Raw genomic sequence first — 17,394 nt, forward strand, 5'->3', positions numbered from 1 at the left:
TGACCTTAAAGAAGGGGGCTCTCATGGCCGACATCACCAGGCGTCTCGGTTGGCGTCATCTGCGGGCGGCGCCCACGGCCCACGTACGGCACCACCGTTCGGGGCGGCTCGCGCACGACGGTCCCGGGCTGAGCTTCTGGTTCCGGCCGCTGAGCGCCGCGCTCTCCGAAGTCCCGGTGGACGACCGGGAGTTGGCCATGACGTTCCACGCCCGTACCGTCGACTTCCAGGACGTGGCCGTGCAGGCGACCGTCACCTACCGGATCGCCGACCCCGCCGTCGCGGCCGAGCGGCTCGACTTCTCCGTCGACCCCGACACGGGCGTGTGGCGCGGCGCCCCGCTGGAACAGTTGGCCACCCTGCTGACCGAGAGCGCCCAGCAGCACGCCCTCGAAGTGCTGGCGCGCACACCGCTCGCGGCGGCGCTCGCCGAAGGGGTGCCCGCCGTGCGCGAGCGGATCGTGCAAGGGCTGCGCAAGGAACCGCGGCTGCCCGCCACGGGGATCGAGGTCGTCGCCGTCCGCGTCATGGCGGTGCGGCCCGAGCCGGAGGTGGAGCGCGCCCTGCGCACGCCCGCCCGTGAGCTGATCCAGCAGGAGGCGGACCGGGCCACGTACGAGCGGCGGGCGGTCGCCGTCGAGCGCGAGCGCGCCATCGCGGAGAACGAGCTGGCCAGCCAGATCGAACTGGCGCGCCGCGAGGAGCAGTTGGTCGAACAGCGCGGCGCCAACAGCCGGCGCGAGGCCGAGGAGAAGGCGGCGGCCGACGCGGTCCGGGTCGGCGCGGAGGCCGAGCGGACGGTGCGCCTCGCGCGGGCGGAGGCCGAGGGCGCCCGCGCGGTCGGCGAGGCCCGCGCCGAGGCGCAGGCGTCCTGGCTGCGGGTCCACGGCGACGTGGACGTGGCGGTGCTGCGCGCCCTGACCGGCACGCGGCTCGCCGAGAACCTGCCGCGCATCGACAGTGTCACCGTCTCCCCGGACGTGCTGACCGGGCTGCTCGCGCGGCTCGGAGCGGGCCAGGAGCCGGCGGGATGAGCCTCGCGCCCCGCGCCGTCGTCGTCCATCGCGCCACCGAGTACGAGGAGCTGGTCGCCCGGCACGGCACCCACGGGCAGGCGGCGTTCTTCCTCTCCTCGCGCGGCCGGTCGCTCGACGAGGTCGTCGAGCGGCACCACCGGGCGCGGCGGGCGCTCGCGCTCGTGTCGGCCGCGGTGCCGATGGACTGGCGGCGCGCGCAGGTGGAGCGGGCGGACCTGGAGCGGTTCCTGTTCGGGCCCGAGGACGTCGTGGTGGCGGTCGGGCAGGACGGGCTCGTGGCCAACGTCGCCCAGTACGTGGGCGACCGGCCCGTGCTCGGTGTCGACACCGACCCCGGCCGCAACCCGGGCGTCCTGGTGCGGCACCGCCCGGAGGACGTCGCCCGCCTGCTGCCCGCCGCCTTCTCCGCGTCCGTGGGCGGCGAGGAGCTGACCATGGTCGAGGCCGTCACCGACGACACACAGCGTCTGGTGGCGCTCAACGAGATCTACGTCGGTGCGGCCGGTCACCGCACCGCCCGGTACCGCCTGGGTCTCGACGGCGACAGGGGTGCCGTCGAGACCCAGGCCTCCTCCGGCGTGCTGATCGGCACGGGGACGGGGGCGAGCGGCTGGCTGCGCTCGGTGTGGCAGGACCGCTCCACACCGGTACGGCTGCCGCACCCCACGGAGGAGCGACTCGCCTGGTTCGTCCGCGAGGCGTGGCCTTCCCCCGCCACCGGGACGCGCCTGAACGCGGGCGAGCTGGCGGCGGGCGCACGGCTGTCGGTGACGGTGGAGTCCGAGCGCCTCGTCGCCTTCGGGGACGGCATGGAGAGCGACGCGCTCGACCTCACCTGGGGCCAGACGATCCGCCTCGGCCTGTGCCCCACCAAGCTGCGGCTGATCGGCTGAGGGTCAGGGCGCGGCGTTCATCAGGTCCAGGGCGCTCTGCTGGCGGGCGGCGTCGGTACGGTCCACGGGGCCGGACCAGCGCAGCCCGTACTGGTCGAGCGGCGTGCGGTCCGCGGCGTAGGCACGGTCGGCCTGTTTGCGCAGGTAGGAGCGGTACGGGTGGTCGGGAAGGGCCGCGTCGAGGACGGCGAGGCCGCGGACGTGGGCGCCCTTGAACGACGGTCCGTCCGCGCCGCAGTCGCCGCTCTCGCACGGGTCGCGCAGGATGCCGTCGGCGGTGTTGAGCGCGGAGGACGTGGTGGCGGCGTCGGCGATCTGCCGTGCGGCCGTCAGCGGCGCGCTGTCGCCGGTCGCCCGGTGCAGTTCGGTGAGGGCGCCGAGGAGCACGCCCTGGTTGTAGGACCACACGGTGCCGTTGTTGGTGCGGCAGGTGGCCAGGTCCAGGCCGTCGTTGACCAGATGACCGCTGTTGATCATGCCGCTGTCGCGGAACCAGTCCCACCCGGCGCGCGCCCGGCCCAGATACGTGGTGTCCCCCGGGAAGCGCTGGTGCAGCGCCGCGTTCAGCTCGATGTAGAGGGAGTTCGGGATGGCGTTCTTGTACGTCTTGGCGGTGCTCCACCACACGCCGCCGCCACACGTGGTGTCCCAGTAGGCGGCCATGTGGTCGGCGTCGGCGCGCGCCGTGTCGAGGTAGCGCCGCTCCCCCGTCAGGTCGTAGGCGGCGATCCAGGCCAGGCCCCACCAGCCGGTGTCGTCGATGTACTCGTTGCGGAACTGGCCCTGCGCGGCGCCGACTTGCTTGTCGTAGGTGGTGGAAATGGCGTAGCGGTAGCTGCCCATGCCGGTGGCGCGGATGTTGTCGATGACGGCGGTGAGGGCGTTGGCGGAGTTCCACCAGCCGGTGGTGGCGAACAGGCCCGTGCCGGTGTCGTAGGACATCATCTGGGCGGTGGCGGCGGCCTTGGCGCGGGTGCCCGCGTTCCACGTGGTGCGGGCCCAGGGGGTGCAGGCGATGTCGGAGCGGTCGACGGCCTTGCCGCAGGCGCGCAGGGCACCGACGCCGCGCCGCGCCCAGTCGTCGTTGTTGTACATGAGCGTGCGCCAGCCGGTGCGGCCCGCGGGCACCGACGTGTTGCCGAGCCGGCTGCCGGAGGCCCAGGTGCGGCCGCCGTCGAAGGACCGGTCGAGCCACACCTCGTCCCCGGCCGCGCCGCCGTCGACCGAGGCCCAGCCCATGGCGGAGCCGTCGTCCAGGTGCAGGGAGAACGTACGGTTCGCGAGCTTCGCGGTGACGGGGGTGCGGTCGCCGCCCGCCTGGGCGGGGTCGCGGGCGTCGCAGTAGGTGTTGCAGATGGCGGCCGCCGCACCCGCGCGGGGTGCGGCGTGCGCCGTGGTCGCCGGGACGAGTGCCTGGCACGCGGTGAGTGCCGCGGCCACGAGGAGGACACGGGAGCACTTCATACCGCTCACTGTCCAACATGGGTGTGCCGGAAGGGAATACGGTTGCGGCCGTTACCGGCGCGGACACTTCCCGACGGCGACGTACAGCTCGACGTCGTCCTCCCGCGCGTGGAAGGACTGTCCGGGCTCCGGGGACTGCTTGCACACCTGTCCGTCGACGCGGGACACGTCCTCATCGTTCAGGGCGCCACCGGTCCCGTAGAAGACGTCGATGGAGTCGGCGGCGTATCCCTTCCTCAGCAACACGTCGTAGGCGCGGGCGAAGTCCTGCCCGGTGACGTCGGGGGTCTTCGGTGTGGGCACGTGTGCCTTCCGGTGGGCCGGACACTTCTCCGCGTACGGGACCGCCCAGAAGTCGACCGCGTCCCCTCCGTCGGTCTTGCGCGAGAAGCAGGACCGCCAGAGGTCCAAGTGCCGCATGTCGACGGGCCGGTCGAGATCGGTGGCGTCCTTGACCGAGTACCCGAGGTCGCCCTTGATGGCGGCGCGTATCCGCACGGGCAGGCTGTCCGGGGGCGGGGACGGCGCGGCCGTCGGTGAGGTGTGCGCCGCCGGGGCCGCCCCTTCGGCCCCCTTGCCGGTGCAGCCGGCGCCCACGGCGACCACCGTGAGCACCAGCGCCATACCACTGCCGAGCCGTCCGCGTCGCAAGGAACCGGTCTCCTGTCGCTGAGAAATGTGGGCTCAGCTTATGTGCAGGGTGTCACCGGGGCCGCAGCAAGGTGATCCGCGAAGCGCCCTGTTCCGTCACATAGAGGTTGCCCTTGGACGTGTCCTCCGCGATGTCCAGGGGCTGCTGGAAACCGGTGAAGCCGGTGACGCCCGTCGTGGGCGCCGACAGGCCGCCCTGCGCGTCGACGCCGAACACCTCGATGTCCTGGCCGTTGCTGTAACGCACCACGAGGAGCTTCCCCTTGAGCGCGCCGCCGAAGGCACTCCCCCGGTACTCGACGACGCCGTCGGCGGAGGCGTGCAGCCCGGCGTCGTACATTCCGGCGGCGTCCAGATTGCGGTCGGGCAGGGTGCCGACCGGGTAGGCGGTGACCTCGAACGGCGTCGCTCCCGCCGTCGGGTTGCCGCCCGCAAGCACCCACTCGCAGCGCGCCGGGTCGGGATGCCCGTAGTAGCGGTTCTTCTTCACGTCGAAGACGTAGTCGGTCTCCGCCACCGGGTTGGAGGTGATCGCGGGGACGGCCGGACCGGTGTAGGCGCCGGCCGTCCCCGCGTCGGTCCGGCGCGCACACGCGGCGGGCAACGGGGAGGGTGTCGCGGGTGTGTTGCCGCCCGCCGCCGAACCGTTGGTGGGTGTGTACAGGTGGCCGTTGGTGTGCCACACCAGGTCGTAGGCGTTGCGTATGCCGGTCGCGTAGAGGGTCAGCGGCGCGTTCGCGGCGAAGGGGTCGTACGTTCCCGGGCTCTCGGTCCGTACGTCGAGCGCACCGGACGCCGGCAGTTTGGCCGGGTCCAGGCGCAGGACCGCCGCGTTGAGCAGGTGCTCGGGGCGGTTGCCCCAGGTGGGGTCGGGGGCGCCCATGGCGTTGTTGGCGCCCTGGGTCACATAGAGGGCGCCGTCGGGGCCGAAGGCGAGCGAGTTCGTCTCGTGGTCCTTCACCGAGCGGGGCAGATGGCTGACGACCTCGGTGTACGTGGCCAGGTTCGGGCCGGTCAGCCTGGCGATGCTGCTGGACCAGTCCGGTTCGTTCGGCGTGCCTCCGGCGTACATGGTGTTGGAGGTGATCCAGAGGATCGGGTTCGCCGCCGTCGAGGCGGGGTCGAAGGCCATGCCGATGACGGTCCGGTCGGGAGCCCCGGGCAGACCGCGGGCCGCGGCGTCCGTCCGTACGGTGGAGATCGTCTCCGCCGCGCCGAGCGTGCCGTCGGCGGCGATCGCGTACCGCAGGATGTACCCGTCGAGGGTGGACGCGTACAGCTTGCCGTCGGGCCCCTTCACGACGGACGCGAAGCTGCGGCCCGTCGCCGCCGTCGCCACCTTGTCGAACGCGACGGTGCCGCCGCCGCTCCCGGCGCCCGTGGTGAACACCGAGCTCCACGGCGTGAAGGTGTGCCCGGCCAGGTCACGGACGCCGCTGGTGACGGCAAAGCGGTAGCGGGTGTTCGGCTTGAGCCCGGCGGTCGGTGACAGGTTGATGACGTCGCCGCCGCCGCTGGTCAGCACGCGGGCGGGCACGGCGGCCCCGGTCGCCGACTCGGTGAGGGTGACCGTGGAAGGGGTGAGGGTCGCGGTGTCGACGCCGGACCCGATCAGCCTGAGGTCCGCCACGACACTGCCGGTCGGTGCCGCGCCGGTCGCCGTGTTCGCCGGGGTCACCGTCCTGACCTCGGGGTGGGTCGCGGCGTCGGTGAGCGGCGCGACGGTCACGTAAGCGATCTTGGTGTTGGTGCCGCCGAGCGGGCTGACGGTCAGCCGGCCGTCGGACACGGTGGGGTGGACGGTGCTGATCCGGTACTTGGCCGTCGAGGTCGGCACGAACCCGTCGACCGCGTTCTGGTTCTCGACCTGGATCGCGTGCGCGCTGTCCACGCTCGTGGCGTCGCCCACGGCGACCGTCACGGTGTACGTGCCGTCGGGCACCGCCATCTCCCAGCGGCCCGGCGTCTTCACACCCTGCGAGGAGGCGGGGAGCTGCATGTGGACGAAGGTGGCGAGCAGCCGGTCCGGCTCGGCGGCGCCCCGGTCGCGGCCGTTGCCCGTCAGGTCGAGCGGGGCGGTGCCGGTCAGACCGATCCAGCCGTAGGTGAGTCCGGTGCCCTGGTTCGGTCCCGTCCGGGCGCCGTAGGACTGGCCGTAGTCGAGTGCGTAGCCGCTCACGGGTGTGGTGGTCGCGGTGCCGAAGTCGACCTTCGCGGAGAAGGTGGTGTCGGCGTGTGCCTGGGTGGGGGCGGTGACGGCGGCGCCCAGGAGCGCCAGGGCGAGCAGGGGCCCCGCTGTACGGGACACGTGTCTTCGAAGACTGAGGAGGCGCCGGTTCGCGGGGCTGAGCAAGGTCACGGTCTTCTCCCGTTCGGTGGGGAAGGGAAGGCGGGGAACGTGCCGAGGCCATGGCTGCCCCTCCCACGACGGCCCAAGCGACGGGTGTGGCAGGGGCCGTCGTGGGCGTGACCGGTGCTCTTCTGTCGGGACGGCTGTGACCTGGGCGGAGGGTGTGAACCTGTGCTTCCGCCCGCACACGTGGAGCACTATGGGCAGGACACCTACGCATGTCTCCCTTACTGACGAGGTATCAGCGCGCCTCGGCCGTCGTCACGACGCCGACGGGGTGAGACAGGCCCAGGCGTGATAGACCGGAGGCCCTTCGTCACCGTCCTGGAGATCGTCCATGCGTCGCCTCGCCGTCTTCCTCGCCTCGTCCCACGGGAACGACCCGGCCCACACCGAACTCGCCGCCGCCGTCGGCACGGAGCTGGCCCGGCGCGGCATCGGCCTCGTCTACGGAGGTGGCCACAGCGGCCTGATGGGCGTCATCGCGGACAGCGTGCTCGCCGCGGGCGGCGAGGTCACCGGCGTCATGCCGCGCAGCATGGTCGAGCGGGAGTGGGCGCACGAGGGGGTGACGGAGCTGATCCTGTGCGACACCATGCACGAGCGCAAGGCGATCATGGCCGAGCGCGCCGACGCCTTCGTCGCCCTGCCCGGCGGCCTCGGCACCCTGGAGGAGATCTTCGAGGTGTGGTCCTGGCGACAGCTCGGCTTCCACGCCAAGCCCGTCGGCTTCCTGGACGCCGGGGGCTTCTGGACGCCCCTGCTCGCCGCCCTGCGCTCCCTCGTGGACTCCGGTTTCCTCCCCGCCGCCACCCTGGACGACCTGGCCGTCGCCCCCGACCTGCCCACCCTCCTCGACGCACTGCACACACGCCTGCACGGCGTCCCGGAGCCCGCACACGGCGAGAACTGGCGCCAGGTCAGCCGGTGAGCAAGGCGGAGGGCGGACCGGGGAGGACGCGGGAGGTCTCGTTCGCCGGTGGGGCGGTGCGCCTTGCCGGGGTCCTGGAACTGCCCGGGCCAGGGACGCCCGTCCGGGCCGGGGTGGTCCTTGTCGGCGGCTCCGGGCCGACCGACCGGGACAACGACACGTTCTTCCCACCGCTGCGACGGCATCTGGCGGACGCCGGGATCGCCGTCCTCTCCTACGACAAGCGCGGCGTCGGCGCGTCGTCCGGCGACTGGCGGGACGCGACCCTGACCGACCTCGCGGCCGACGCGTCCGCCGCGCTGGACTTCCTCCGCTCCCGGCCGGAGGTCCGCGCCGACACCGTCGGCCTGCTCGGGCACAGCGAGGGCGGCTGGGTGGTGCTGCGCGCGGCGAGCGGGCGGGACGACCTTCCCTGGGTCGTCACCAACAGTTGTCCCGGGGTCAGTCCGGCCGTGCAGGAACGCCACGCGCTGAAGCAGCGTCTGAAAGAGAACGACACCGGAAGCGACGCGACCCTGGCGCTCTACGACCGTCTCGTGCAGGCGGGCCGGGACGGCGCGGACTTCGCGACGGCCGCGCGGCTCGTGGAGGACGCGGGCAGGCCGCCGGGGCTCGGGCCGTTCTGGGACGGTGTGGACGGCCGGGTCTGGGCCTTTCTCGCCCGTAAGCAGGACCATGACCCGGCCGCCGATCTCCGCGGGCTGCGCTGCCCGCATCTGGCCTTCTTCGGCGGCGGGGACCGGCTGGTGTCGGTCGCGGACAGTCTCCGTGTGCTCGGCGCGACCGCCTGCGATCCGGGCCGCCCCGAGCGGGCGACGCTGACCGTGGAGGTCGTGCCGGGAGCCGATCACCGCCTGCGGGTGCCGGGTTCCGTGTGCATGGCGCCCGGGTGTCTCGACCGGCTGACGCGCTGGATTCACGGCGCCTGACGGGTGGGCTCCTGCTTCAGTTCACCTTCCAGCTCGGGTCTTCCTCCAGCTCCGGGCGCAGGAAGTCGATGAGCGCCTTCGCCAGTTCCTCCGGGGCCTCCTCCGCCACGTGGTGTCCTGAGTCGATGCCGTGGCCGGTGACGTCGTCCGCCCAGCGGCGCCAGATCGCGAGCGGGTCGCCGTAGAGGTCCTCCAAATCGTCGCGGAGCGACCAGAGGGTTAGCGTCGGGCAGGTGAGGCGTCGGCCCGCGGCGCGGTCGGCCTCCTCGTGGCGGCGGTCGACGGTGAGACCGGCGCGGTAGTCCTCCAGCATGGCGCGGACGACGTCCGGGTCGCGGGTGGCCCGCCGCCACTCGGCGTGGTTCTCGGCGCCCATGACCTCGGGGTCGCCCTGGTACCAGGCGTCGGGGTCGGCGTTGATGACGCGTTCGGGGATGTCCGGCTGGGCGAAGAAGAACCAGTGCCACCACTGCGTGGCGAATTCGACGCCGGCGCGGGACAGATGCTCCGTCAGGGGCAGGGCGTCGGCGAAGACCACGCGGGAGACGGCGTCGGGGTGGTCGAGGGTGAGCCGCAGCGCGACGGCGCCACCGCGGTCGTGCCCCACCAGCGCGAAGCGGCGATGGCCGAGGTGGCGCATCACGGCCACCACGTCACCGGCGACGGCACGTTTCGAGTAGCCCGCGTGGTCCGCGGTGAAGCGGGGCCCCCGTGAGCGTCCGTAGCCCCGCAGGTCCGGGCAGACGACGATGTGTCCGGCGGCGGCGAGCAGCGGGGCGACCCGGTGCCAGGTCGCCGAGGTGCGGGGGTGCCCGTGCAGCAGCACCACGGGCGGTCCCTCGCCGCCGAACCGGACGAAGGCGGACGCCTCACCAAGATCGACCCGCGTCTCCTCGAACCCCTCGAACACCGTGCACAGCTCCTATCAGCTACCGACCGTCGGCTGTCGACGTCGGGACAGTGGCGCGTCCGCGCCCGTTTCGCTCGCCTCGCCGCGCAGGGCCGCGTCCATGGCGCGCAGACGGCGCGTCTGGCGGTTGCCCGCGTACGCCGTCCAGCCGAGGAAGACGACGGTGAGCACCGCGAAGCCGACGGTCTGGCGCGTGCCCGCGGTGAGGCCCGTCAGGACCGTGATCGTCACGAACATGAGCGCCAGCACGACGAAGGCGGCCACGCGGTGCCGGGAGCGGTGCAGACGCTGGTCGACGAGGACGCGCATCGCCCGCCGCTCCTCGGGGTCGGTCGGCGGTTCGCCGCGGCGCAACCGCTGGTCGAGCGTGACCAGCCCGTCGGTGCCTCCGGCGGCACGCCGCTCCCTGCGGCGCACGGAGAGGATCACCGCGAGACCACCGAGGGAGATCACCGCCAGCCGGGCGACGATCTCGGGGAACGAGCGCCCCGGATACAGGAGTTGGACCAGGACGGCGCCGAGAAGCACCGACACCGCGTACTGCGCCCACAGGTGTTTGGTCAGATACGTGTTGAGCCGTTCCATGTTCCTTCTCCCCTCTCCCCTGCTCCCCTGGGTTTCGCCCCGCTTACCCGGACCCTCCCCGCACATGCGCCGACCCCACGCGCACCGGCGCCGGAATTCGGCCGTATGAGCGAAGACGACCGCCGTGGGCGTTCGCGTGGCCGATATCCTGGCGCGATGGCGGACAGAACCGGCGGCGAGCCGCAGATCGACAGGCGCTCCACCCGGTGGGACGAGCACAAGGCGCAGCGTCAGATCGAGCTGGTGGACGCGGCGGTCGCCCTCATCGAGGAGGAGGGTGCGCGGTTCCGGGTGCAGCGGCTCGCGGAGCGGGTGGGGCTGCCGCGTTCGGTGCTGTACCGGCACTTCAAGGACCGCGCCAACCTGGACGAGTTGATCCGCCGCCGCGTGGTGGAGTCGTTCATGCGGCGGATGGAGCCGACGCTGACCTTCGACGGCACGATCGAGGAGGCGGTGCGGCGCGTGATCGGCGCGCACCTGGACTGGGTGTCACAGCATCCGCGCCTGTACGCGTTCATGGGCGTCGGGGAGCACGCGATGGGCGACGGGTCGCTGGTGGCGGACACGAAGGCGGCCATCGCGATGATGCTGAGCGACCGGTTCCGCGATGTGCTCAAGGCGCTCGGGGTGAGTGAGGCGCCGATCCGGTCGGTCGCGATCGGGATCGTGGGGTTCGTCGACACCTCGGTCAACCAGTGGATGCGGGACGAGCGGCGCGAGCAGTCCGAGGAGGAGCTGCGCGCGATGCTGTGCCGCTCGGTGTGGGCGGTCCTCGACGCGACGCTGCGGGACCTGGGTGTGAAGCTGTCACCGGACCAGCGGGTGGCGGACCTGGAGCGGGCCTGACCCCGCTCCGGGTCCGGGCGGACGTCAGGCGCGTACGGCCGGGACCGCCTCCGCCGCCCGGTACAGGGACTCGGTGTCGGTGAACTTGACGCGCGGGCGGCCCTGCGCCTCGCCCGCCTCCTGTTCCGCCCGGTCGATCGCCCGCCAGGCGTCGAGGCCGAGCGCCCGCGTCGTCGTGCGGACGGCTCGCGCGGGCGCGGTGAGGCGGCCCTCGGCGAAGTCGTCCAGGAGCGATGCGACCGTCTCCTGCGCGCAGGTCTTGTTGGTGCCGATGAAGCCGGTCGGCCCGCGCTTGATCCACCCCGCGACGTAGACGCCGGGCTCGACCCGCCCGCGCTCGTGCGGCACGGTCGCGCTCGCCTCGTCGAAGGGCAGGCCGGGCACGGGGCGGGCGCGGTAGCCGACGGAGCGCAGGACGAGGCCGGTCTCCAGGGTCTCGGTGTCGCCGGTGGGGCGGGCGCGGACGGTGCCGTCGTCGGTGTGCAGCTCGGTGGGGGTGATCTCCAGGCCGCGTACGGAGGTGTCGCCGATGAGCCGTACGGGGCTGGTCAGGAAGCGCAGGACGATGCGGCGGCGCCCCTCGGCCGGGGCGCGGGCGGCCAGTCGCGCGAGGAGCCGGGTCTTCTCCGTGGCCTCCGCGTCCAGCCCGGCGGGCCACCCCTCGACCAGCACGTCCACGTCCTTCAGGGCGGAGAGCGCGAGGAGTTCGGGGACGGTGAACGCCGCCTGGGCGGGCCCGCGGCGGCCGAGGAGGACGACTTCGCGGACCTTGCTCGCGCGCAGTGCGGCGAGGGCGCGGTCGGAGATGTCGGTGCGGGCGAGGGTGTCGGGGTCGGCGGTGAGGATGCGGGCGACGTCGAGGGCGACGTTGCCGTTGCCGATGACGACGGCGCGCTCGGTGTCGAGGGGGTGGTCGTCGTGGGCGCGGTCGGGGTGGCCGTTGTACCAGCCGACGAAGTCCGTCGCGGAGACGCTGCCGCGCAGCTCCTCGCCCTCGATGCCGAGGCGTCGGTCGGTCGCGGCGCCGACGGCGTAGATCACCGCGTGGTGTTCGCGCAGCAGGTCGGTGTGGGTGAGGTTGGTGCCGACCTCGACGCCGAGGCGGTAGGTGAAGCCGGGCTGCGACTCGATCGTCCGGAAGAGGCGGGTGACCTGCTTGGTGTCCTGGTGGTCGGGGGCGACTCCGGCCCGCGCGAGCCCGTACGGCGTGGGCAGCCGGTCGTGGACGGTGACGCGGACGCCCGGGTGGCGCAGGAGTTCGTCGGCGGCGAACATCCCTGCCGGGCCCGCGCCGACGACGGCCACGGACAACTCGCCCTCTGGAACCGCCCGTTGGCGCGGCACGACGTACATGGGCGTGCGGTCGGTGTGCGGGTTCTCCTTGTAGTAGCCGGCGTTCAGCTCCAGGAACGGCAGCTCGCCCTCGCCGAGTTTGGTGTGCGGCTTGAGCGCGTCGACCGGGCAGGCCGTCGTGCAGGCGCCGCAGTCGACGCAGGTGCGGGGGTCGACGTAGAGCATCTCGGCCGTGGCGAAGCCGGGCTCGCCCGGCGCGGGGTGGATGCAGTTGACCGGGCAGGCAAGGACGCAGGAGGCGTCGGCGCAGCAGGATCGGGTGACGACGTACGGCACGGCGGCCTTGTCTCCGTTCGGTGGGACGACAGGCTGGCTGTCAGTCGGTGTGCAGGGCGGGCTCGCCACGGAAGCGGGCCGGGCGGCCGTCGATGTGCAGGGCCTTCCACACCGTGCGGGACACCTTGTTCATCAGGCCGATGTCCTGGGCGAGCATCCGTACGTCGGAGAAGAGGTCGGTCAGCATCTTCTGTCCGGCCTCGGACTTCCAGAAGACGTCCTTGATCACCCAGTGGGGGATGCCGACCTGCTCGGCGGACTTGCGGTCGGGGATCATGATGACGTCGCACAGGACCCGCATGATCACCGGGAAGAGGACGGACAGGGCGGCGCGGCGGCCCTTGCGCATCTGCGGGACGCGCAGGCGCAGGAACTCGTGCGCGAAGGAGATGTGCCGCGCCTCCTCGGCGATGTGGATCTGCATGATCCGCTGCGGGAGCGGGTGGACGGGTTCGCCACTGCGCAGGGCCGACTTCTGCAGGTGGTCGATGGGCTCCTCACCGGCGAGGATGCCGGTGAAGAACGCCTCGGGGTAGAGCGAGCCCGCCAGCGGCAGGAAGCGGCTGACCTTGCGGAACCAGCGCTTGCCGCCCGCGGTGTCCACGCCGGTGCGGTTGACCAGCTCCTGGAACATCTGGGTGTGGTGCGTCTCCTCGGTGATCTCGTGGGTGAGGTAGCGGAACTCCTCGTCACGGTTGCCGAGTTCGTAGAGGTAGTCGAGGGCGCCGCGCATGAGGATGTTCTCGAACTGCATGCCCACCTTGGCGATCACCGCCCAGCGCCAGATCCCGATGCGGATCTGCGTCTCCAGGGGCTGCTCCCGGTACCAGGGGTGGGCGCCGAGGGCGTCCGCGCTGGTGAGGACCCAGCGCGGGTCGCTCGTGTCGACGGCGAACTCGGGGTCGTCCCACTTGATGTCTTTGAAGGCGTTGAAGTTCACGTTCACGGAGCCCTCGGACAGGGTCCGCAGGCGCTCGTCGTACAGCTTCCTGGTCAGGTGCGCGGTCATCTTCGTCCTCGGTTCCTGTCGTACGGCGAAGCGGTCAGGCGGCGCGGCTGGGTGCGTTCCGGACGACGCCCGCCTTCTCGAAGCGGAGCGGGCCGTCGTCGAGGGGGGCGTCCCTGAGCAGGGCGCGGTCGCGGTAGTAGTTGTTCCACAGGCGCCAGGGGTCGCGGGTGCCCTGGCGCGGCATGACCTCGTTGGCGCGGGCGATGTAACCGGAGGTCAGCGCCTCGCCCATGACGGAGAACTCCGAGCGGTCGCGGTCGGTCGCGACGGGGGTGGCGATGTCGTGGCCGTGGCGCCGCATGTGGGCGAGGAGCCGGGCGGTGTAGTCGGCCGCGAGGTCCGCCTTCAGCGTCCAGGAGGCGTTGGTGTAGCCGATGACGAGGGAGAGGTTGGGGACGCCTTCGAGCAGAACGGCCTTGTAGAGGACGCGGTTCTTCACGTCCACCGGCTCGCCGTCGACGGTGAGGGCCATGCCGCCCATGAGGCGCACGTTCAGGCCGGTGGCGGTGACGATGATGTCGGCCTTGATCTCCTTGCCGGACTTCATGCGGATGCCGTCGGCGGTGAACGTGTCGATCTGCCCGGTCGCGATCGACGCCTCGCCCTTCTTCAGCACCTTGAACAGGTCGCCGCCGGGGACGACGCACAGCCGCTGGTCCCAGGGCTTGTACGCGGGGCTGAAGTGCCGCATGTCGACGCCCTTGCCCGCCTGGGCCCGTACGAGACCGAGGAGCACCCTGCGGGCGAGGCGCGGGTACTTTCGACAGAAGGCGTAACTGCCGCGCTGGAGCGCGATGTTGCGGGCGCGGACGATCCTGTACGTGAGGCGGGCCGGGGCGCGCAGCTTCTGCAGGACGGAGGTGAGCGGGTCGACCTCGGGCAGCGCGAGGACGTAGGTGGGCGAGCGCTGCACCATGGTGACGTGCTCGGCGGTGCCGGCCATCGCGGGCAGCAGGGTGATGGCGGTGGCGCCCGAGCCGATGACGGCGACGCGCTTGCCGGTGTGGTCGAGCCCCTCGGGCCAGTGCTGCGGGTGGACGAGCGTGCCCCGGAACTCCGCCTCGCCGGGGAACCGCGGCCGGTAGGGGGTGTCGTAGTCGTAGTAGCCGGTGGCGCCGATGAGGTAGCCCGCGCTGTACGTCTCGCGCGCGCCGGTGGACTCGTCCTCGACCTCGACGGTCCAGCGGCCGGTGTCGTGGGAGAAGTCGGCGCTGAGGGCGCGGCGCCCGAAGCGGGTGCGGTCCAGGATGCCGCCGTCCGCGGCGGCGTCCTCCACGTACTGCCGGATCTTCGCGCCGTCGGCGAGGATGCGCTTGTCGCGCCACGGGCGGAAGCCGAAGCCGAAGGTGGGCATGTCGGAGTCGGAGCGGATGCCGGGGTACCGGAAGAGGTCCCAGGTGCCGCCGACGCGGGCGCGCCGCTCCAGGACGACGAGCGAGGCGGCCGGATTGTCGCGCAGGACGTGGCGGGCGGCGCTGACGCCGGATATGCCCGCGCCGATGACCAGCACGTCGACATGGGTGGCGGGGGTGACGTGGGTCTGCTCCATCGCGGAGGGTCCTCACTCTCGCTCGCGGGCCCCCGGAGAGGCAGGGGCGAAGGTGCGCCCCGCCCCTCGGGGCACGGCAGTTGCTCAGACACGTGGTTCCACTGCTGCGTGTATAGGCAACTTACCTGCGACACGGTGTTTCAGATACCTCCGGTAACATGTGTTCTAGGTCACATTGGGTACGGGAGTCACCGCTCACCGCCTCCAGAACAGGTGATGCGTCACGCCGCTCGGGCTCGGCACGACCTCCAGATGGAAGCGGTCGCGCAGTTCGTCCGGGGACTCCCAGAGCCGGAGCCCCGAGCCGAGCTTCACGGGCGCGACCGCCACGTGCAGGGTGTCGACCAGGTCGGCGTCGAGGAACTGCCGGACGGTGGTGACGCCGCCGCCGAGCCGGACGTCCTTGCCGCCGGCCGCCTCCCGCGCCCGGGCGAGGACGCTCGCGGGGTCGCCCTCGACGAAGTGGAACGTGGTGTCGGAGAGGCTGAACGACGGGCGCGGGTGGTGGGTCATGACGAACACGGGCGTGCGGAACGGCGGCTCCTCGCCCCACCAGCCGCGCCACTCGTGGTTCTCCCACGGCCCGCGCTGGGGCCCGAACTTGTTGCGGCCCATGATCTCGGCGCCGATGTTGCGGGCGAAGTCTCGGGTGAAGTAGTCGTCGAGGCCCCGGCTCCCGCCGGGCTCCGTGCGGTTGGGCCAGCTCGCCGTGGAGCCGGCCCAGGAGAACAGCCGCTCCGGGTGGTCCACCCCGAAGGGGCGCTCGAGGGTCTGGTGCACGCCTGCGGCGATCCCGTCGCTCGAGACGTTGAAGTTCATGACGCGCAGCAGTTGTTCCATGGGCTCGACCGTCCGTCCTGTCGTTCCTGACGCATCCGGGGCGCGGGAGACCCCGCGCATCAGGACGTCGAACGGGAAGCGTCCGGATCGACAACCGGCCCCGACTCAGTCCGGCCGGCACCCACGGACGATCGAGGCGACCACGTCGTCGAGACCGCGCTCCCCCGTCTCGGGCAGCGGCACGCCGCTCACCGCGAGGCCCACGTACCCGTGCAGCGGGGCGAACACGGTCAGGGCGACGTGCTCCAGGGGTCCTTCACGGACCTCGCCGCGCTCCTGTCCGGTCCTGACGAGCTCCAGGGACTGCTCGATCCAGCGGTGCGCGGCCTCCCCCAGCGCCTCGGACGCCTCGGGGCTGTGCTTGGCCGAGAACATCAGGTCGAGCAGGGCGGCGTTCGCCAGGGAGAAGTCCACGTAGGCGTGGGCCATGGCGGCCAGGCGCTCGGCGAAGGTGGGACCGACACGGTCGCGGGCGGCCGCGAGCGCCTCGACCAGCCGCTCGAAACCGGTCAGCGCGAGCGCGTCGAGGAGCGCCTGCTTGGTCTTGAAGTGGCGGCTCGGGGCGGCCGGGCTCACGCCGAGGTCGCGGGCCAGTTCCCGCAGGGACAGCGCGCCCGATCCCCGCTCCCGCAGCGTGCGCTCGGCCCGTTCGAGCAGGGCGGCGCGGAGGTCTCCGTGGTGGTAGGGGCGCTTCGTCATGGCGTCAGCCTAAACCGGACCCGCCCGAAGTATTCGTTGCATACATTGTGATCGCCGCATACATTGGAGGCGGGCCCACATCCGTGGCCCAGCGAAGCGATCCAGGAGGAGCGCATGCCGCGCACACCCATCGACATCACCGTGCCCCGCCTCGACGGCCGGCGCGCACTCGTGACCGGCGCGAGCGACGGCATCGGCCTCGGTATCGCGACGCGGCTCGCCGCCGCCGGGGCCGAGGTGCTGCTGCCGGTGCGCAATCCCGCGAAGGGCCGGGCCGCGGTCGAGAGCATCAGGCGGGCGGTCCCCGACGCCGACGTCTCCCCGCACACCCTGGACCTGTCGTCCCTGGACTCCGTCGCCGCGCTCGGCGACACCCTGCGCGCGGACGGCCGCCCGATCCATCTCCTCGTCAACAATGCGGGGGTCATGACACCGCCCGAGCGGCAGACGACCGCCGACGGGTTCGAGCTGCAGTTCGGCACCAACCATCTGGGCCACTTCGCCCTCGTGGGCCATCTGCTGCCGCTGCTGCGCGCCGGACGGGCCCGGGTGACCTCGCAGATCAGCGTCGCCGCCAACCAGCACGCCATCAACTGGCAGGATCTCGGCTGGGAACGCTCCTACAACGGCATGAAGGCCTACAGCCAGTCGAAGATCGCCTTCGGGCTCTTCGGACTCGAACTCCAACGGCTCGGCGAGGACCGCGGCTGGGGCATCACCAGCAACCTCGCCCACCCCGGGGTCGCCCCGACCAGCCTGCTCGCCGCGCGCCCCGAGGTCGGCCGCGCCACCGAGACGCGCGGCAGGAAGCTGATCAGCGCCCTGTCCAGGCGCGGCATCCTCCTCGGCACCGTCGAGACCGCCGGGCTCCCCGCCCTCCATGCCGTGACGGCGCCCGACGCCCGGCCCGGCCGTCTGTACGGGCCGAGCGGGCTCGGGCACCTCGGGGGCCCGCCGGCCGAGCAGAAGCTCTACTCTCGCCTCCGCGACCCGGAGGAGGCGCGCCGCGTCTGGCGCGTCTCCGAGGAGTTGACGAAGGTCTCGTACCCCGACAGTTGAGCCACGGGACGGT

General features: G+C 72.3%; 16 protein-coding genes. 6 read left to right on the top strand and 10 right to left on the bottom strand.

Going from position 1 to position 17,394, the window contains the following annotated elements; genetic code table 11:
• Window positions 1–23 precede the first annotated feature (23 nt).
• Window positions 24–1,034, top strand: coding sequence for an SPFH domain-containing protein (locus ABZ877_RS10175; RefSeq protein WP_361067350.1), 1,011 nt, complete (start codon window positions 24–26; stop codon window positions 1,032–1,034).
• Window positions 1,031–1,930: a hypothetical protein gene (locus ABZ877_RS10180; RefSeq protein ID WP_361067352.1), complete on the top strand. Its 900-nt coding sequence runs from the start codon at window positions 1,031–1,033 to the stop codon at window positions 1,928–1,930. Before ABZ877_RS10175 ends, ABZ877_RS10180 begins: the two co-directional genes overlap by 4 nt.
• Before the next feature lie 3 nt (window positions 1,931–1,933).
• On the opposite strand, the gene ABZ877_RS10185 is transcribed toward ABZ877_RS10180, so the two are convergent.
• Genes ABZ877_RS10185 through ABZ877_RS10195 form a run of 3 tightly spaced genes read right to left on the bottom strand, consistent with a single transcriptional unit; the run spans window position 1,934 to window position 6,404 of the window.
• Complete coding sequence (locus ABZ877_RS10185; RefSeq protein WP_361067354.1) at window positions 1,934–3,394, bottom strand: glycoside hydrolase family 76 protein; 1,461 nt, start codon at window positions 3,392–3,394, stop codon at window positions 1,934–1,936.
• A gap of 51 nt (window positions 3,395–3,445) precedes the next feature.
• The gene (locus ABZ877_RS10190) at window positions 3,446–4,045 is read right to left on the bottom strand and encodes a PASTA domain-containing protein (RefSeq protein ID WP_361067357.1); all 600 of its coding nucleotides are present in this window, start codon (window positions 4,043–4,045) and stop codon (window positions 3,446–3,448) included.
• Window positions 4,046–4,097: 52 nt separating this feature from the next.
• Window positions 4,098–6,404 (bottom strand): Ig-like domain-containing protein, encoded by a 2,307-nt coding sequence (locus tag ABZ877_RS10195; protein WP_361067360.1) that lies wholly within the window; start codon window positions 6,402–6,404, stop codon window positions 4,098–4,100.
• 328 nt (window positions 6,405–6,732) lie between these two features.
• Here ABZ877_RS10195 and ABZ877_RS10200 point away from each other — a divergent pair, with 328 nt between their 5' ends.
• Window positions 6,733–7,326, top strand: coding sequence for a TIGR00730 family Rossman fold protein (locus ABZ877_RS10200; protein WP_361067362.1), 594 nt, complete (start codon window positions 6,733–6,735; stop codon window positions 7,324–7,326).
• Complete coding sequence (locus ABZ877_RS10205) at window positions 7,323–8,255, top strand: alpha/beta hydrolase (protein ID WP_361067365.1); 933 nt, start codon at window positions 7,323–7,325, stop codon at window positions 8,253–8,255. Before ABZ877_RS10200 ends, ABZ877_RS10205 begins: the two co-directional genes overlap by 4 nt.
• 16 nt (window positions 8,256–8,271) lie before the next feature.
• Here the strand turns inward: ABZ877_RS10205 and ABZ877_RS10210 are convergent, their stop codons facing one another.
• The gene (locus ABZ877_RS10210; protein ID WP_361067368.1) at window positions 8,272–9,165 is read right to left on the bottom strand and encodes an alpha/beta hydrolase; all 894 of its coding nucleotides are present in this window, start codon (window positions 9,163–9,165) and stop codon (window positions 8,272–8,274) included.
• Window positions 9,166–9,180: 15 nt separating this feature from the next.
• Window positions 9,181–9,750 carry a hypothetical protein gene (locus ABZ877_RS10215; RefSeq protein WP_361067370.1) on the bottom strand — a complete coding sequence of 190 codons (570 nt, stop codon included), beginning with the start codon at window positions 9,748–9,750 and terminating at the stop codon, window positions 9,181–9,183.
• Between the two features lie 156 nt (window positions 9,751–9,906).
• Between ABZ877_RS10215 and ABZ877_RS10220 the strand changes: the two genes are divergently transcribed.
• On the top strand, window positions 9,907–10,596 hold the full coding sequence (locus tag ABZ877_RS10220) for a TetR/AcrR family transcriptional regulator (RefSeq protein ID WP_361067373.1): 690 nt from the start codon (window positions 9,907–9,909) through the stop codon (window positions 10,594–10,596).
• A 24-nt stretch (window positions 10,597–10,620) separates the two neighbouring features.
• Here the strand turns inward: ABZ877_RS10220 and ABZ877_RS10225 are convergent, their stop codons facing one another.
• The 5 genes from ABZ877_RS10225 to ABZ877_RS10245 form a co-directional block, all read right to left on the bottom strand.
• Window positions 10,621–12,225, bottom strand: coding sequence for an FAD-dependent oxidoreductase (locus ABZ877_RS10225; protein ID WP_361067376.1), 1,605 nt, complete (start codon window positions 12,223–12,225; stop codon window positions 10,621–10,623).
• A gap of 40 nt (window positions 12,226–12,265) precedes the next feature.
• A complete protein-coding gene (locus ABZ877_RS10230) occupies window positions 12,266–13,234 on the bottom strand; it encodes a diiron oxygenase (protein ID WP_361067379.1) in 969 nt (322 codons plus the stop codon).
• A 34-nt stretch (window positions 13,235–13,268) separates the two neighbouring features.
• Window positions 13,269–14,783 carry an NAD(P)/FAD-dependent oxidoreductase gene (locus ABZ877_RS10235; protein ID WP_361067382.1) on the bottom strand — a complete coding sequence of 505 codons (1,515 nt, stop codon included), beginning with the start codon at window positions 14,781–14,783 and terminating at the stop codon, window positions 13,269–13,271.
• Between the two features lie 195 nt (window positions 14,784–14,978).
• Window positions 14,979–15,623, bottom strand: a complete 645-nt coding sequence (locus ABZ877_RS10240; protein ID WP_361067384.1) for a dihydrofolate reductase family protein — start codon at window positions 15,621–15,623, stop codon at window positions 14,979–14,981.
• Window positions 15,624–15,728: 105 nt separating this feature from the next.
• Window positions 15,729–16,322 (bottom strand): TetR/AcrR family transcriptional regulator, encoded by a 594-nt coding sequence (locus tag ABZ877_RS10245; protein ID WP_361067387.1) that lies wholly within the window; start codon window positions 16,320–16,322, stop codon window positions 15,729–15,731.
• A 114-nt stretch (window positions 16,323–16,436) separates the two neighbouring features.
• Between ABZ877_RS10245 and ABZ877_RS10250 the strand changes: the two genes are divergently transcribed.
• Window positions 16,437–17,381, top strand: coding sequence for an SDR family oxidoreductase (locus tag ABZ877_RS10250; RefSeq protein ID WP_361067390.1), 945 nt, complete (start codon window positions 16,437–16,439; stop codon window positions 17,379–17,381).
• The last annotated feature ends 13 nt before the right edge of the window (window positions 17,382–17,394 follow it).

It is taken from the genome of Streptomyces sp. NPDC046939 (assembly GCF_040644575.1).
Lineage (GTDB): Bacteria > Actinomycetota > Actinomycetes > Streptomycetales > Streptomycetaceae > Streptomyces.

Coding starts and splice junctions, on each gene's coding strand:
- ABZ877_RS10175 (WP_361067350.1), top strand. CDS start 24: ATGGCCGACATCACCAGGCGTCTCGGTTGGCGTCATCTGCGGGCGGCG.
- ABZ877_RS10180 (WP_361067352.1), top strand. CDS start 1,031: ATGAGCCTCGCGCCCCGCGCCGTCGTCGTCCATCGCGCCACCGAGTAC.
- ABZ877_RS10185 (WP_361067354.1), bottom strand. CDS start 3,394: ATGAAGTGCTCCCGTGTCCTCCTCGTGGCCGCGGCACTCACCGCGTGC.
- ABZ877_RS10200 (WP_361067362.1), top strand. CDS start 6,733: ATGCGTCGCCTCGCCGTCTTCCTCGCCTCGTCCCACGGGAACGACCCG.
- ABZ877_RS10215 (WP_361067370.1), bottom strand. CDS start 9,750: ATGGAACGGCTCAACACGTATCTGACCAAACACCTGTGGGCGCAGTAC.
- ABZ877_RS10220 (WP_361067373.1), top strand. CDS start 9,907: ATGGCGGACAGAACCGGCGGCGAGCCGCAGATCGACAGGCGCTCCACC.
- ABZ877_RS10230 (WP_361067379.1), bottom strand. CDS start 13,234: ATGACCGCGCACCTGACCAGGAAGCTGTACGACGAGCGCCTGCGGACC.
- ABZ877_RS10235 (WP_361067382.1), bottom strand. CDS start 14,783: ATGGAGCAGACCCACGTCACCCCCGCCACCCATGTCGACGTGCTGGTC.
- ABZ877_RS10240 (WP_361067384.1), bottom strand. CDS start 15,623: ATGGAACAACTGCTGCGCGTCATGAACTTCAACGTCTCGAGCGACGGG.
- ABZ877_RS10245 (WP_361067387.1), bottom strand. CDS start 16,322: ATGACGAAGCGCCCCTACCACCACGGAGACCTCCGCGCCGCCCTGCTC.
- ABZ877_RS10250 (WP_361067390.1), top strand. CDS start 16,437: ATGCCGCGCACACCCATCGACATCACCGTGCCCCGCCTCGACGGCCGG.